Origin of the sequence: Paraburkholderia fynbosensis (genome assembly GCF_902859935.1) — a bacterium.
Classification (GTDB): domain Bacteria; phylum Pseudomonadota; class Gammaproteobacteria; order Burkholderiales; family Burkholderiaceae; genus Paraburkholderia; species Paraburkholderia fynbosensis.
Genome location: NZ_CADIKI010000008.1, coordinates 59,154 through 72,592 on the forward strand (window position 1 = coordinate 59,154; position 13,439 = coordinate 72,592).

12 protein-coding genes are annotated in these 13,439 nt (G+C 66.0%); 4 read left to right on the plus strand and 8 right to left on the minus strand.

The window, feature by feature from the left end; translation table 11 throughout:
• Window positions 1-24 precede the first annotated feature (24 nt).
• Window positions 25-504 (minus strand): glutathione peroxidase, encoded by a 480-nt coding sequence (locus tag HV770_RS15025; RefSeq protein ID WP_121317518.1) that lies wholly within the window; start codon window positions 502-504, stop codon window positions 25-27.
• Window positions 505-639: 135 nt separating this feature from the next.
• Here HV770_RS15025 and HV770_RS15030 point away from each other — a divergent pair, with 135 nt between their 5' ends.
• The gene (locus tag HV770_RS15030; protein ID WP_175160766.1) at window positions 640-2,580 is read left to right on the plus strand and encodes an ATP-binding cassette domain-containing protein; all 1,941 of its coding nucleotides are present in this window, start codon (window positions 640-642) and stop codon (window positions 2,578-2,580) included.
• Between the two features lie 70 nt (window positions 2,581-2,650).
• A complete protein-coding gene (locus tag HV770_RS15035) occupies window positions 2,651-3,748 on the plus strand; it encodes a CaiB/BaiF CoA transferase family protein (protein ID WP_175160768.1) in 1,098 nt (365 codons plus the stop codon).
• Window positions 3,749-3,847: 99 nt separating this feature from the next.
• Here the strand turns inward: HV770_RS15035 and HV770_RS15040 are convergent, their stop codons facing one another.
• The 3 genes from HV770_RS15040 to alr all read right to left on the minus strand — a co-directional run bounded on the left by HV770_RS15040 (window position 3,848) and on the right by alr (window position 7,077).
• The gene (locus tag HV770_RS15040) at window positions 3,848-4,126 is read right to left on the minus strand and encodes a DUF2866 domain-containing protein (RefSeq protein ID WP_175160770.1); all 279 of its coding nucleotides are present in this window, start codon (window positions 4,124-4,126) and stop codon (window positions 3,848-3,850) included.
• A 142-nt stretch (window positions 4,127-4,268) separates the two neighbouring features.
• Window positions 4,269-5,645, minus strand: coding sequence for a DNA repair protein RadA (gene radA, locus HV770_RS15045; RefSeq protein WP_175160772.1), 1,377 nt, complete (start codon window positions 5,643-5,645; stop codon window positions 4,269-4,271).
• Window positions 5,646-6,006: 361 nt separating this feature from the next.
• Entirely contained in the window at window positions 6,007-7,077 is a 1,071-nt protein-coding gene (gene alr, locus HV770_RS15050) for an alanine racemase (protein ID WP_175160774.1), read from the minus strand.
• A 218-nt stretch (window positions 7,078-7,295) separates the two neighbouring features.
• On the opposite strand from alr, the gene lplT reads away from it, so the two are divergent.
• Window positions 7,296-8,603 carry a lysophospholipid transporter LplT gene (gene lplT, locus HV770_RS15055; RefSeq protein ID WP_175160776.1) on the plus strand — a complete coding sequence of 436 codons (1,308 nt, stop codon included), beginning with the start codon at window positions 7,296-7,298 and terminating at the stop codon, window positions 8,601-8,603.
• A gap of 59 nt (window positions 8,604-8,662) precedes the next feature.
• Window positions 8,663-9,469 carry a bifunctional hydroxymethylpyrimidine kinase/phosphomethylpyrimidine kinase gene (gene thiD / locus HV770_RS15060; RefSeq protein ID WP_175160778.1) on the plus strand — a complete coding sequence of 269 codons (807 nt, stop codon included), beginning with the start codon at window positions 8,663-8,665 and terminating at the stop codon, window positions 9,467-9,469.
• Window positions 9,470-9,825: 356 nt separating this feature from the next.
• Here thiD and HV770_RS15065 read toward each other — a convergent pair whose 3' ends face one another.
• From HV770_RS15065 to tsaB, 4 genes are read right to left on the minus strand one after another with little or no spacing between them, the layout of a single operon-like run.
• The gene (locus HV770_RS15065) at window positions 9,826-10,866 is read right to left on the minus strand and encodes a DUF1853 family protein (RefSeq protein WP_175160779.1); all 1,041 of its coding nucleotides are present in this window, start codon (window positions 10,864-10,866) and stop codon (window positions 9,826-9,828) included.
• Complete coding sequence (locus HV770_RS15070; protein ID WP_175160780.1) at window positions 10,866-12,062, minus strand: uracil-DNA glycosylase; 1,197 nt, start codon at window positions 12,060-12,062, stop codon at window positions 10,866-10,868. Before HV770_RS15070 ends, HV770_RS15065 begins: the two co-directional genes overlap by 1 nt.
• Window positions 12,049-12,543: a ribosomal protein S18-alanine N-acetyltransferase gene (rimI, locus tag HV770_RS15075; RefSeq protein WP_121317504.1), complete on the minus strand. Its 495-nt coding sequence runs from the start codon at window positions 12,541-12,543 to the stop codon at window positions 12,049-12,051. Before rimI ends, HV770_RS15070 begins: the two co-directional genes overlap by 14 nt.
• Complete coding sequence (tsaB, locus tag HV770_RS15080; RefSeq protein ID WP_175160781.1) at window positions 12,540-13,403, minus strand: tRNA (adenosine(37)-N6)-threonylcarbamoyltransferase complex dimerization subunit type 1 TsaB; 864 nt, start codon at window positions 13,401-13,403, stop codon at window positions 12,540-12,542. Before tsaB ends, rimI begins: the two co-directional genes overlap by 4 nt.
• Between the last annotated feature and the right edge of the window lie 36 nt (window positions 13,404-13,439).

A 13,439-nucleotide genomic window follows, 5' to 3' on the forward strand; every position in this document is an offset into this window, starting at 1 on the left:
GCGCCGTGCCGCGACCTCAGCGCCTCACAACAGTTTTTCGATATCCGCTGTCATCGCCTCGGGCTTGGTGAGCGGCGCATAGCGCTTCACGACATTGCCGTCCCGGCCGATCAGAAATTTGGTGAAATTCCATTTGATTCCTTCAAGCCCCAGCAGACCCGGCGCCTCGCCCGTCAGATAGCGGAACAGCGGATGAGCGTTCGCGCCGTTCACATCGATCTTGTCGAACATTGGGAAGGTCACGCCGTAGTTCTTTTCGCAGAAACTGCCGATCTGCGCGGCGTCGCCCGGTTCCTGCTTGCCGAACTGGTTGCACGGAAACCCGAGCACCGCGAGCCCGCGCGCGGCGTAGGCGTCATACAGCTTTTGCAAGCCCGCATACTGCGGCGTGAATCCGCATTCGCTCGCCGTATTGACGATCAGCAACACCTTGCCTTGATACTGCGTGAGGCTCACTTCCTCGCCGCCGAGCGTGCGCGCCGAAAACGAATAAATCGATGTCATGTGCTCTCCCCGTGAAAGCCGTCAGTCTATGCCAAAAGCCGCGCCACAACAGTTGTCCGAATGGCCGATCCGGACTGAGCGCCCGGTGTCACGCCGGGCAGTCTAAAATAGCGGTTTTCTTCAGCCGGCCTCTTCGTGATCCGCTTTAATCAGTTCAGCCTCGCGCGCGGCACCAAACCGCTCTTCGACAACACCACGTTCACCCTCAACCCCGGCGAAAAGGCCGGCCTCGTGGGGGCGAACGGCGCGGGCAAGTCGACGCTGTTTGCCGTGCTGCTCGGCGAACTGCATGCGGACGGCGGCGATTTTTCCATTCCGCCCACCTGGCGCATCGCCCACGTCGCACAGGAAACGCCCGCCGCGGACAAGACCGCGCTCGACTACACGCTCGACGGCGACGCCGCGTTGCGTACGATCGAGGCGCGCATCGCCGCCGCCTCCGCCGCGCACGATGGCGCAGCCGAAGGCGAAGCGCACGCTGCGTTCGCGGACGCCGACGGCTACACCGCGCCCGCGCGCGCCGAAGCGTTGCTGCTCGGTCTCGGCTTCACGCTCGAACAGACGCGCGAGCCGGTCAGCAGTTTCTCGGGTGGCTGGCGCATGCGGCTGAATCTCGCCCAGGCGCTGATGTGCCGCTCCGATCTCCTGCTGCTCGACGAACCGACCAACCACCTGGACCTCGACGCGATCGTCTGGCTCGAAGACTGGCTGCATCGCTACGCCGGCACGCTGATCGTGATCTCGCACGACCGCGAATTTCTCGACTCGGTCTGCGACGTCACGCTGCACCTCGAACAGCAGCAGATCAAGCGCTACGGCGGCAACTACTCGCAATTCGAAGTGTTGCGCGCGCAGCAGATCGCGCTGCAACAGAGCGCGTATGAGAAGCAGCAGCGCACGGTCGCGCATCTGCAGAGCTACATCAACCGCTTCAAGGCGCAGGCCACCAAGGCGCGCCAGGCGCAGAGCCGCGTGAAGGCGCTGGAAAAGATGGAACTGATCGCGCCGGCGCATGCAACGTCGCCGTTCACGTTCGAGTTCCGCGCACCCGACTCCGCGCCGAATCCGATGATGGTGATGGAGGAGGTGCGCTGCGGCTACCGGGGCGAAGAAGGCGTCGAGATTCCGATCGTCGATCACGTGATGCTGTCGATCCAGAACGGTCAGCGCATCGGCCTGCTCGGCGCGAACGGCCAGGGCAAGTCGACGCTGATCAAAACGCTCGCCGGCACGCTCGAAGCGCTCGGCGGCCACGTGCGCGAAGGCAAGGGGCTGCGCATCGGTTACTTCGCGCAGCATCAGCTCGAAACGCTGCGCGCGGACGACACCCCGCTGCAGCACCTCGCGCGCCTCGCGCCGGACACGCGCGAGCAGGAACTGCGCGATTTCCTCGGCAGCTTCAATTTTTCCGGCGAGATGGCGACCTCGAAGATCGCGCCTTTCTCGGGCGGCGAAAAGGCCCGCCTCGCGCTCGCGCTGATCATCTGGCAGAAGCCCAACCTGCTGTTGCTCGACGAGCCGACCAACCACCTCGATCTCGAAACGCGTCACGCGCTGACCATGGCGCTCGCGCAATTCGAAGGCACGCTGATTCTGGTGTCGCACGACCGCCACCTGCTGCGTGCCACTACCGATCAGTTCATGCTGGTGGCGAAACACCGTCTGACTGAATTCGACGGCGATCTCGACGACTACCGCGACTGGCTGCTGCAACACGCGGCCGAGCAGCGCGCGGCGCTCAAGGCGGGCACGGCGAACGGCGGTGCGGACAGCGGCGCCGATAACAGCGTGAATCGCAAGGAGCAGCGCCGCCTCGAAGCGGAAACGCGGCAGAAGCTCGCGCATCTGAAGAAGCCGCTGCACAGCCGCATTACGAAGATCGAAAAGGAAATGGACGCGCTCAATACGGAGAAGGCGGCGCTGGATGCGTTCGTCGTCGATCCGGCCAGCTACGAGCCCGAGCAGAAGAACAAACTGACGGAGGCGATCCGCCGTCAGGCAGATGTGAACGCGCGCCTCGAAACGCTCGAAGCCGAATGGCTCGAGACTCACGAGGAACTCGAACAAATCGGCTAGCGGCACGCAGTTTCCGGTCCGCGCCGGCACCGACGAGAGGTTGGCTTTGTCTTCCGCGACAGCATCATCCATGTCATCGGCTACAGCGGTGCCGCCCGCGCTGCAGGGGCTGCGCGTTCTCGACCTGACGCGTCTGCTGCCGGGGCCCGTGGCCGCGCTACGGCTCGCCGAGCTCGGCGCCGACGTGCTGAAAATCGAAGCGCCCGGCGCGGGCGACCCGACCCGCACGATGATGCAATCGTCGAGCGACCGCGTGGCCGGCCGGCCCGGCGCGTTCTACCGGATGGTCAATCGCGGCAAGCGCGAAACCCGCCTCGACCTCAAATCCGAAGCGGGACGCAACGTGTTGCGCGCGCTCGCGGCGGAAGCGGACGTGCTGATCGAGAGCTTCCGGCCCGGTGTGATGGAGCGCCTCGGCATCGGCTACGCCACGTTGCGCGCGGCCAATCCGCGGCTCGTCTACTGCGCGATCAGCGGCTATGGCGCGAGCGGGCCGTTCGTCGATCGCGCGGGCCATGATCTGAACTACATCGGCTATGCGGGCGTGCTCGATCAACTGGCAAGCTGCGACGGCACGCCGATCCTGCCGAATTTCCAGATCGCCGACCTGCTCGGTGGCGCCTTGAGCGCGGTCACGCAGATTCTCGCCGCACTATGGCATGTGTCGCGCGGCGGCGAGGGCCGCTTCCTCGACGTCTCGATGACGCATGTCACGCATGCGCACAACATCGTCGCGCAAGTCGCGCTCGCCAACGAAGGCGCTGCGCCGGCCCCAGGCGCCGGTCTGCTGAACGGCGGCGTGCCGTGCTACAACCTTTACCGCACACTGGATCAGCGCTGGCTCGCGGTCGGCGCACTCGAACTGAAATTCTGGGAAACCTTGTGCATGGCGCTCGACCGGCCCGAGTGGGCGACACGCCACTGGAGCCTTGGCCAGGCGATCGGCGGCCCGGACGCGAACGCGCTCACGCAGGAGTTGGCCGACATGATCGGCACGCGTACGCTGGCGGATTGGGTGCTGCTGCTGGAGCCGCTCGACTGCTGTGTGTCGCCGGTGCTGACGGCGGCCGAAGCGGCGCGGCATCCGCTGTTCGATCCGCAGGCGTATGCGGCGCAGGCCGAAAGCGATGCGGATGATGCAGACACCGCCGATGGCCTGAACGGATGACGTCCGCGTAACTACGGCTTCGCTGCGCTGCTTTCAGCTGATGCGGCTCTGACAGCGAAGGACTTACTGCGAGGAACGTTTGCTGCTCGGACCCTACCCTCAGCGCCGCACAGCCGTCTGCCGCGGCAACGTCTGGCGTGGCGTCTTTTCATCGTCGTACAGCAGGTGCTTACGGCCTTCGACGTGACGGTTGATCGTGGCGCGAACCTCGGCGGCCGTCGCGTCCTCGGCCACTACGCGCCGCGATATCTGTCCCGCCGTGTCGATCCACTCGACGATGCGGCACGCGTCGCCCCATGGCTGGCGAATCGGTGCCGACACGCGGCAGCCGCGCACCTGTATCGGCTGCTCGGCGACGGTTTCAATTGACTGTTTCAAGGCGCGATCCTTTGTCGAGCATCAGAAGGGATGGTTGCCCTCGCAGCTTAGAAAAAAGAAATGCCATTCAGGTTACAGACAATGCGGGGATATTTACGGCGCATTACGGCGCGCTTGCTGCCCTCATGCGCCGCGCTCCCGTCTATTCGAGCGTGCGGACCCGGTCGATCGCCTGTTCGATCCGTTCGACCGCAACGACCTGTAAGCCTTCGATCGGCAGTTTCGGCGCGTTGGCCTTCGGAATGACCGCGACCGAGAAGCCCAGTTTGGCCGCTTCCTTGAGCCGCTCCTGGCCGCGCGGCGACGGCCGGATCTCGCCGGCGAGGCCGACTTCGCCGAACACCACGAGTCCCTTGGGCAGCGGCTTGTTGCGCATCGACGAATGGATTGCGAGCAGCACGGCCAGATCGGCGGCGGGTTCGGTGATCTTCACGCCGCCGACCGCGTTCAGAAACACGTCCTGATCGAAGCACGCGATCCCCGCATGCCGATGCAGCACGGCCAGCAGCATCGCGAGCCGGTTCTGTTCGAGACCGACCGCGAGCCGGCGCGGATTCGGCGCGTTGGCCGCGTCCACCAGCGCCTGCACTTCGACCAGCAGCGGCCGCGTGCCCTCCTGGGTCACCAGCACGCAGGAGCCCGGCACCGACTGCTCGTGCTGCGACAGAAACAGCGCCGACGGATTCGCCACGCCGCGCAGGCCGCGCTCGGTCATCGCGAACACGCCGAGCTCGTTGACCGCGCCGAAGCGGTTTTTGATCGCGCGCACGAGGCGGTACGACGAATGCGTGTCGCCCTCGAAGTACAACACCGTATCGACGATGTGCTCCAGCACGCGCGGGCCTGCCAGCGCGCCTTCCTTGGTCACGTGGCCGACCATGATGATCGTGGTGCCCGACTGCTTGGCGATGCGTGTCAATTGCGCCGCACACTCGCGCACCTGCGCGACTGAGCCCGGCGCGGAGGTCAGCGCGTCGGAATAGACCGTCTGGATCGAGTCGATCACCGCGACGTCAGGCCGCTGGTCGGCGATCGTCGCCTGGATTTTTTCGAGCTGGATTTCCGCGAGCAATTGCAGCTCGCTCGCCTTCGAGCCAGGTTCCAGCAACGAGAGCCGCTGCGCGCGCAACGCAATCTGCGCGGCCGACTCTTCACCGCTGATGTAAAGCGCGCGTTTGTCGGCGGCGATTTCCGCGAGCGATTGCAGCAGCAGCGTCGATTTGCCGATGCCCGGATCGCCGCCGATCAGCACCACCCCGCCCGGCACCAGACCGCCGCCGAGCACGCGGTCGAACTCGCTGACGCCGGTGGAAAAACGCGGCACGTCGGACGCATCGATATCGGCGAGACGGCGCACCGGCGCGCTCTTCGCGAGCGACTGGAAGCGATGCGTGGACGGCGCTTCGGCGACCGATTCGACCAGCGTGTTCCACGCATTGCATGACGGGCACTGGCCGGCCCATTTCGGCGATTGCCCGCCGCATTCACTGCAGATGTACAACGTCTTCGGTTTAGCCACGCGTGATTGCCTGTATTGCTGTTCTTGGGATTGATCGGGTTGATGCACGGGCGCGGTTAATGGCCGTTTGCGCGCCAGACGCCAACTGTGGCGGCGAACGCGACGACATGCAGCGACATGCTGAGCGACGCAAAATACGGAGCAACAAGCAGTCCGTTAGCGGTGCGCGCAACAGCGCAAATTCCGACGCAGCCGGCGACGCAAAAAGCGAAGCGCGACGCCATCCGGGAAAGCTCATCGCGAGGCGCGAACTGGCGCTGCCACCCGCGATGGCCTCGCGCCGCGCACTACCTGCCTCGCTACGCCGGGCGCGACTGCGCCGCTCACTCCGCCTGTCAGTTTGCCCGCTGCTGCGCGCGCCCTACTCCGCCCGCACCGGCACACGCGGCGCCACCGCGCACATCAGCTCGTAGCCAATCGTGCCGCACGCCTGCGCGACGTCGTCGATCGGCAGCGCGTTGCCCCACAACTCGACGCGCGAGCCGACGTTGGCGCTCGGCACCGGCGTGAGGTCGACCGTGAGCATGTCCATCGACACGCGTCCGACGACCCGCGTGCGCACGCCCTCGACGATCACCGGCGTGCCTTCCGGCGCGACCCGCGGATAGCCGTCCGCATAGCCGCACGCGACCACGCCGATACGCATCGCGCCGCGCGCCTTGAACGCCGAGCCGTAGCCGACGGTGCTGCCTTCATTGAGCATCTGCACGGCGATCAGTTCCGAGGCGAGCGTCATCGCCGGCTGCAGCCCGGTGCTTTCGATCGCGGCTGTCACGCCCGACGGCGACGCGCCGTACAGGATGATGCCCGGGCGCACCCAGTCGAAATGCGCGCCCGGATGCCACAGCGTGGCGGCCGAATTGGCGAGGCTGCGCGCGCCCGCGATGCCTTGCGCGCCGCGCTCGAACGCTTCCATCTGATACGCGATGCCGCGCTCGCCGTCGGCATCCGAGAAATGGGTCATCAGCGTGATCTGGCCGACGCCCTGGCAGGCGCGCGCCCGCTCCCACGCGGCGCGGAATTTCTCCACCGTGTAGCCGAGCCGGTTCATGCCGGTGTTCATCTTCAACTGGATGTTGACGGGCTTGGACAGGCGCGCCATTTCGAGCATGCGCAACTGTTCGTCCGAATGCAGCGCGGTCGTCAGGCTATAGCGGTCGATCACGTCGATATCGGTTGGACGGAAGAAGCCTTCGAGCAGAAGAATCGGCCCAGCCCAGCCCAATTCACGCAACTTCACGGCTTCTTCGAGGTCCAGCAATCCGAAGCCGTCGGTTGCGCGCAAGCCGGGAAACACTCGCGCAAGGCCATGCCCATATGCGTTCGCCTTGACGACGGCCCATATTTTGGACTTTGGCGCGTAGCGTCGCGCGACTGCAAGATTATTGGCAAGGGCGGCGGTATGAATCGTGGCTGAGAGGGGGCGCGGCATGGGATATTTTCGTAAAGACGCTTGCGAATCAGCGGCTTACTGGGCGTTTTCAACGCGCGGCAGTCCGCTGGGCGGTGCGATCAAGGATTCTGCTAGTCCGAATTCATCTATTTTCGTGATATAAAGCCGTGCGCACAACCCATTTCGAACGGCATAAGCCCGGACGTATTGCAAACGGCCGGGGCGGACAGACCGCAGCGAGGACAGCATCGCATCAGATGAAAAAAGGTTTTTACACCATCATGGCCGCGCAGTTTTTTTCGTCGCTGGCCGACAATGCGCTTCTGATCGCTGCTATCGCACTGCTGAAAGATCTTCACGCTCCGAACTGGATGACGCCGCTGCTCAAGCTGTTTTTTGTGCTGTCGTACGTCGTTCTCGCCGCGTTCGTGGGCGCCTTCGCCGACTCCCGTCCGAAAGGACGCGTGATGTTCGTCACCAACACCATCAAGGTCCTCGGTTGCATCACGATGCTGGTCGGCGCGCATCCGCTGATTGCGTACGGCATCGTCGGCTTCGGCGCGGCGGCGTACTCACCCGCCAAATACGGCATTCTCACCGAACTGCTGCCGCCTGACCGGCTGGTCGCCGCGAACGGCTGGATCGAAGGTACCACGGTCGGCTCGATCATTCTCGGCACCGTGCTCGGCGGCGCGCTGATCAGTCCGCACATTGCCGCGCCGATCCTGCGGCAGCACATCCCCACCGTCAACACGCCCGCCGAAGCGGCGATGCTGGTGATCATGGGCCTCTACGTCGTCGCGGCGCTGTTCAATCTGCGCATTCCGGACACGGGCGCGCGTTATCCGAAACAGGAACGCGGCCCGATCAAACTCATCACCGATTTCGCCGACTGCTTTCTCGTGCTGTGGCGCGACAAACTCGGCCAGATTTCGCTCGCGGTCACGACGCTGTTCTGGGGCGCCGGCGCGACGCTGCAATTCATCGTGCTGAAGTGGGCCGAAGTGTCGCTGAACATGTCGCTCTCCGAGGCGGCGATCTTGCAGGCGGTGGTGGCCGTCGGCGTGGCGGGCGGCGCGATCTTCGCGGCCTCGCGCGTGCCGTTGAAGAAGTCGCTGTCGGTGCTGCCGGTCGGCATCATGATGGGGATCGCCGTGATGCTGATGGCGTTCTACACGCGCGACCTGTTCCCCGCGCATTGGGGCTTCCGGATAGGCCGCATGCATATACCGGGCTACCTGATCTTCGCGTATATCTTCCTGATGGTGGTCGGCGGCCTGTCGGGCTTTTTCGTCGTGCCGATGAATGCGCTGCTGCAGCATCGCGGCCACGTCCTGCTGTCGGCGGGTCACTCGATCGCCGTGCAGAACTTCAACGAAAATCTCTCGGTGCTCATCATGCTGTGCCTGTACGCGGTGCTGGTGTGGCTCGACGTGCCGGTCACCGCGGTGATCGTGCTGTTCGGCACCTTCGTGTGCCTGATGATGTGGCTCGTGATGCGGCGCCACCAGGCCAACCAGCGCGCATTCGACTCGGTCGCGCTGATCGGCGAAGCCAAGCACTGAGCTTGCCGCGGGCCGCTGCTCACGAACGTGCCCGCGCCTTCCTTCTTCCTCGCTTGACCATGACGCAAACGATTCCCAATGTGCTGACGATCGCCGGTTCCGACTCGGGCGGCGGTGCCGGCATTCAGGCCGATCTCAAGGCTTTCTCGGCGCTCGGCGCCTATGGTGCAAGCGTGATCACCGCGCTCACCGCGCAGAATACGCGTGGCGTCACCGCGATTCACGCGCCGGACCCGGCCTTCATTACCGCACAACTCGACGCGGTGTTCGACGACATCCGCATCGACGCCGTGAAGATCGGCATGCTGGCGAACGCGCCGATCGCCCGCGCGGTCGCCGATGCGCTGCGTCGTCACAAGCCGAAGCACGTCGTGCTCGACACTGTGATGATCTCGAAGAGCAATCATGCATTGCTGCTGCCCGATGCGGTCGCTGCGGTGCGCGACGAATTGCTGCCGCTCGCAGATCTGCTGACGCCCAATCTGCCCGAAGCCGCCGCGCTGCTCGGCGTGCAGCAGGCCACCGACGAAACCGGTATGGTCGAGCAAGGCGAAGCGCTGCGCGCGCTCGGCGCACGCGCGGTGCTGATGAAGGGCGGCCATCTGAGCGCAGCGGACAGTCCCGACTGGCTGGTGCAGGACAGTGGCACATTGCGCCTGGGCGGCCCGCGCGTGCCGGTGAAAAATACGCACGGGACCGGTTGCACGCTGTCGTCGGCCATTGCGGCGCTGATTCCGCAACGCGGCGATCTGGCGAGCGCGGTGGCCGATGCGAAGGTTTATTTGACGGGTGCGTTGCAGGCGAGTGATCGGCTCGATGTCGGCGGCGGCGTCGGGCCGGTGCATCACTTTTATCGGTGGTGGTGAGGGGCTGGGTGTAGGTGGCGTCGTTGCGTGTCTGCCGCGTTTCGCTGCTGCGCTGTGGGGTTTTTGCGCCAAGGCGGAACCTACGTTTTGGCACGCTGAAGCCGCGCGAGCGTTCGATCAACTGATCGGCGATACGCGGTGGGATCGTGACGTGGCTCACGTTACGACGAGCGGGTATGTCGTACCGCCTGCTGCTCCCCGTACGCCGCGCGTCGTGCCGCACTTTCTCCGGCCACTCGTGCGGCACGGTGAAACCCGCGGAAGCGTTCCAAACCAATCGTCACTGGCGAGCGGTGAGATCGTACCGCATGCCTCTTTATGCCGGGCGCGACTGCGTCGTACCGCCTAACACTCCACTACTTCCGCGCGTAGTTCCATGCCTGATCCGGCCACTCGTCCGGCACGATGAAACCGCGCGAGTGTTCGATCAGATAACCTGCGCGATCCTCGACAAGAGCGGCGACCATCGCCGGTCCACACAGGGGTGAAATCTGCGCCGCAAGCGTTTGCGCATCGACCCAAAGCGATCCCACGGGCTCGCTCCCAGCCGGCTCGCTCTCAAGCGCAACGCGCCTCGGCGCAAGCCATTCCAGCCGCGGCAACTGCCGCCACTTTTGCGCCTGCGCCGCCGCGAACGCCGGCCAATCGCTGCACGTGACCCACCAGCCGCGGCCATGCGACGGATTGAGCTCGACGGGGTCCGCCGGCCTCTCGCCATGCCGGTAAAACAGCCAGCCTTTAACGAACATCTCGGCCGTCCACGGTCCCGCGTAACCGAGCGACGCGAACTCTTCGCGCGCGCTCAACGGCAATTGATGGTTCAGCAGATGCGCGAGTTTGAGATCGAAGCGGTCTTTCAGATTCGGCCCGACATAATTTGCCAGGCGCGCGTCCGTTTGCGCGGCTTCCTGCCCCTGCCCGCGCGCGTCGCCCGCATGCAGATAACACTTCACCGCCAACTCCCAATGCAGCCGCGCGCCCTGCCGCGACTCCACAAGAAAATCGCATTCGCCGAGCGTGACGCCGGCGCGCCGCAACGGCACGCCGGCCGCGACCAGCCGCGCCGCCGGCCCGTTTTGCAGGAACCAGCCGAGCAGCCGTTCCGCGTAGCGGCCAAGACGCGTGATGCGCGTCGCCGCGAGGTCACGATGCAGCGGCTGCGGCGCGGCATCGAGTGCGCAAAGCCAGTCGACGCCTGCGTGAAGCTCCTGCGGGGTATCGAAAGGATTCGCGAGCGCGCCGATCGGCGCTTGCGCGCTCAGCAGGTCGGCGCTCAGCAACAGCCACGCGAGGTCGCGCACGGCCGGGTCGCGCAAGGTGCGGAGCAACGTTTCGAGGAGCGTGGCATGGTTGCCCCGCGCGGCGGCGACATGCGCCGCCGGTCCATCGACGGCCATCACTTCACCGTGTTCGACGGCGCGCCGCCCGCCGCGCGCCACGTATCGCGCGCGAGACACAGGTCGGCCCAGGCCTTTGCCTTGTCGGGCAGGCGGCGCAGCAGATACGCAGGGTGATAGGTGACGATCACCGGGACGCCTTCGTACTCGTGCACGCGACCACGCAGCGACGAAATGCTCGCGTCGGTCTTGAGCAGACTCTGCGCGGCGAAGCGGCCCATCGCGACGATCAGCTTCGGCTTGACCAGCCCCACCTGACGTTGCAGATACGGCTCGCACCGCAGAACTTCGTCCGGTTCTGGATTGCGGTTGCCAGGCGGCCGGCATTTGATCACGTTGGCTATATAGACGTTGGTGTCGCGCGCGAGCGCCAGCGAATGCAGCATGTTGTCGAGCAGCTTGCCGGCCTGACCGACGAACGGCTCGCCGAGTCGGTCTTCGTTCTCGCCGGGCGCTTCGCCGATCAGCATCCAGTCCGCGGCGCGATCGCCGACGCCGAAAACGGTGTTCGTGCGCTTCTCGCACAGGCGGCACAGCCGGCATTCGGCGACGCGCTCGCTCAGCGCGTCCCAGTCGAGCGTGTGAACGGGCGGCAGTTCGGGCGCTTCGCGGCGGGCTTCCGACGGAGCGTGCGCTGGCAGGCCGTCGAACCATGCGAAATCGTCGTCGGGCGGGACATCGAATGGCGGCGGCTCCGGGGAGCGCGCCTGCTGAGCCTGCTGGGCGGATTCGCCCGCTGTATACGGCTGTTGACGCGCGTCCACGGGCGTTGATTGCCGGTCCTGCGCGACATCGTGAGCGGGCTGCATCCGACGCTCACCGCCCTCGCTCTGCTGCGTGGCTCGCGACGGCTCGTTCGCATCCGCCGAAGCGGCGCGATCATCGAACCGCTCGCGGGCTCCGGCCGACGGGCCCGCCTGCTCGCCGCGAAGCGGCGCACGGTGCTCGCCCGACATCTGCGCACGCCCGGTTTGCTGTGTCTCGCCCGTACGGATAGCTGGGCGCTGCGCATCCTGCGCGAGCGGCACCGACGCTGCCCCCACCGCCCCGCGCCCATCGTCGCGCTGCCCCGGGTGGGGGGTCAGCGCCTCCGCACCCGGCCCGGCGCCTTCGACCTGCGGCTTTACCGCCATCCCGCGGCGCACCCACAGCGTCGTCAGGCCGAACTCCTGCAGTACCGATTCATGCAGCGCCATCTGCGCCCTCCGTGGCAAACGAGAAACGCATCACGATGGCGTCCTCCCGGCTGCGATGCCGCGCCGGATAATAGTTTTTACGCCGGCCGATCGATGCGAAGCCGAAGCGTTCGTACAGCCGGATCGCCCGATGATTCGACGGCCGCACTTCGAGCAGCAGGCCATCGAGTTTTTCCGCATGCGTGATGCGCACCGCCTCGCGCAGCAGCGCGAGGCCGGCGCCGGCACCTTGCGCGCTGGGCGTGACGCACAGGTTGAGCAGATGCATTTCATCGACGACCGGCATCAGCACGCAGTAGCCGATCAGCGTGCCGGTCACGTGCCGCAGGCAGACGCCGAAATAGCCGTTGCGCAGAGAGTCGCCGAAATTGCCCCGGCTCCACGGAAACTCATACGCGATCTTTTCGATAGCGGCGACCTCGTCCAGATCGCCTTCGGTCATCGGCGACATGTAGCGGTCCGCGAGCAACACGCCGCTCATTGCCGGCCCTCGCCATGAGATGCGCCGTGCGCGGGCGCGGGCTGGGCTGCGCCGTCGTGGACCTCCTGCGGGCTCTGTGCGAGTCCCGCGTCCCGTTCTGCCCTCGCGGCCTTTTCAGCCTTGTCGGCTTTCTCTGCCATACGCTCGGCCGTGGTCTGCGCCACCTTGTCGCGCACGTATTCCGGCGCGGCCTCGTCGGCGGCCACGGTGCGGCCGGCGCGCAATGCGCGCAGCGCCGCGTGTGCGAGCGGCAGCGCATGCGGCAGCGCTTCGCCGTCGACCGTACGCGCGGCGGCCACTGCTGGCAGCCGCGCGCCGAACGCCGCGGCGGCGTTGCCGACAAGCGTGAACGGCGTGTCGGGCAGCACCAGCCGCTCTGGCGCGTCGAGCGAGGCCGCCTGAACGGTGCGCCATTCCTGCTGCGCCTCGTCCCACGCGAAGTCGGCCCAGTAGATTTCGTCCATGCGGGCGTCGAGCGCGGCGAGCACGCGCGTCGCGGCCGGATCGCGCAGACGCGCGCTCTCCGCGCAGGCCAGCAGCGTGCTGACCGGCACGACCGGCAGGTTCAGGCCGAACGCGAGGCCTTGAGCGACGCCGGTCGCGGTACGCAGGCCCGTGAACGATCCGGGACCGGAGCCGAACGCGATGGCGTCGCAAGCCGCGAGCGTCAGGCCGGCTTCGTCGAACAGCTCGCCGATGGCGGGCAGCAGCCGCGTGCTGGAGACCGCGCCGGTCAGTTCGTGGCGAACCCAGAGCCGGGGTGCGGCGCCAGTCTGAGCGGCGTCGACGGGAACGGACAGCAGCGCGACCGAACAGAATTCGGTCGAGGTATCGAGGGCAAGGAGCACAGTTTGAGTCATGGACCGTATTGTAATCGGCGCCGCGCGCGTCAATGG

Coding starts and splice junctions, on each gene's coding strand:
- HV770_RS15025 (WP_121317518.1), bottom strand. CDS start 504: ATGACATCGATTTATTCGTTTTCGGCGCGCACGCTCGGCGGCGAGGAA.
- HV770_RS15035 (WP_175160768.1), top strand. CDS start 2,651: ATGTCATCGGCTACAGCGGTGCCGCCCGCGCTGCAGGGGCTGCGCGTT.
- alr (WP_175160774.1), bottom strand. CDS start 7,077: ATGCCGCGCCCCCTCTCAGCCACGATTCATACCGCCGCCCTTGCCAAT.
- lplT (WP_175160776.1), top strand. CDS start 7,296: ATGAAAAAAGGTTTTTACACCATCATGGCCGCGCAGTTTTTTTCGTCG.
- thiD (WP_175160778.1), top strand. CDS start 8,663: ATGACGCAAACGATTCCCAATGTGCTGACGATCGCCGGTTCCGACTCG.
- HV770_RS15065 (WP_175160779.1), bottom strand. CDS start 10,866: ATGGCCGTCGATGGACCGGCGGCGCATGTCGCCGCCGCGCGGGGCAAC.
- HV770_RS15070 (WP_175160780.1), bottom strand. CDS start 12,062: ATGGCGCTGCATGAATCGGTACTGCAGGAGTTCGGCCTGACGACGCTG.
- rimI (WP_121317504.1), bottom strand. CDS start 12,543: ATGAGCGGCGTGTTGCTCGCGGACCGCTACATGTCGCCGATGACCGAA.
- tsaB (WP_175160781.1), bottom strand. CDS start 13,403: ATGACTCAAACTGTGCTCCTTGCCCTCGATACCTCGACCGAATTCTGT.